Consider the following 1,396-nt stretch of genomic DNA (forward strand, 5'->3'; position numbering starts at 1 on the left):
GTATCAGTATGGGCACTCTTATTCTAGCAATTTATACACTACTTGTTTTTTATTTTGGCTATAACACGTATCAGTGGCTCCAAACGTGGGCCCTGCCGGTTCATCCCGTGTTGTTTGGTCTCTTCTGGTTTGTCTGTGCTTTTGGCTACATCATCGGCAAGTTTAACCATGGGCTTAAATATTTTAGTATCATCGGGTCGTACTGGTTCATTGTAATGCAGTACGGCTTGATTTTATTTCCTCTGGCAACGCTTGTTTATTTGATATTGCCTTCCAAGCAAACGATTTTTATTACAGGAAACATCGTGGCGTTTATTTTTCTGATTATTTTCATCGCAGGGACATATATGGCATTTTCACCGGTTGTTCGCTATAAGACAATAAATATCAACAAGGATTCTGGTTCGCTTCGCGAGTTAAAGTTGGTACTAGCATCTGACTTTCACTTAGGTCTTCTTTCCAATAAAAAGCACTTGCAGCGTTTTGTGAATTTGGCTAACGCAGAGCAGCCGGACGTGGTGTTGCTTGCAGGTGATTTGGTGGATGATGATCCGATTTGGTTTGTGAAAGACGGGATGTCCGAGGTCATGAGGCAGTTGAAGGTGACATATGGTGTTTACGGCGTTGTAGGAAATCATGAGTATTACGGACGTAAAATTCCGCTTCTTGTGGAAGAAATGAAGGGAGCGGGCGTCCGGATGTTGCTGGACGAAACCATTTGTGTGGAAAATGCGTTCTATGTAACGGGCAGGGAAGATGCGACGAATGGGAAGCGACAGTCTTTGGAGAGTTTGAAGCCAAAGTTGAATGAGCTTCCATGGCTTGTGATGGACCATACGCCTTTTGATTTAGACACGCCTGCTGAGCTCGGAGTGGATGTACATGTATCAGGGCATACGCACCGTGGGCAGATGTGGCCGAATCATTTATTCACACGTCGTTTATTTGAGCTTGATTATGGGTATAAACTTAAAGGTCAGTTGCACGCTTTTGTGTCATCTGGCTTCGGGTTTTGGGGTCCGCCGCTTCGATTGGGTTCGCGTTCGGAGCTTTGGTCAATCAAAATTACAGTATCGTCGAAATAAATATTGGGAAAAGCCCATTAATCTTGTTACGATAGAAGTTGGAAAGAAATTGTTGCTTGGAGGCTGGACATGGAAAACTGGATTACTGATATTATGAGCCAGTACGGCTACATAGGTATATTTTTACTAATCATGCTTGAAAATATTTTCCCACCTATTCCGTCAGAAGTGATTTTGACGTTTGGTGGTTATATGACAACGCAATCGAGTATGACGGAAATGGGTGTTGTCATATAACCACCAAACGTCAAAATCACTTCTGACGGAATAGGTGGGAAAATATTTTCAAGCATGATTAGTAAAAATATACC

Annotated in this window: 1 protein-coding gene and 1 pseudogene; both read left to right on the plus strand. The window is 42.6% G+C overall.

The genetic code is table 11. The features are described from left to right. The first annotated feature begins 2 nt into the window (after positions 1 to 2). Positions 3 to 1,085 carry a metallophosphoesterase gene (locus AC1DSB_RS19335; protein ID WP_477587420.1) on the plus strand — a complete coding sequence of 361 codons (1,083 nt, stop codon included), beginning with the start codon at positions 3 to 5 and terminating at the stop codon, positions 1,083 to 1,085. 69 nt (positions 1,086 to 1,154) lie between these two features. Continuing rightward, positions 1,155 to 1,319, plus strand: a pseudogene (locus AC1DSB_RS19340) (DedA family protein); the annotation flags it as partial. Positions 1,320 to 1,396 lie beyond the last annotated feature (77 nt).

This window comes from Paenisporosarcina sp. P4_E4_2 (genome assembly GCF_056401595.1).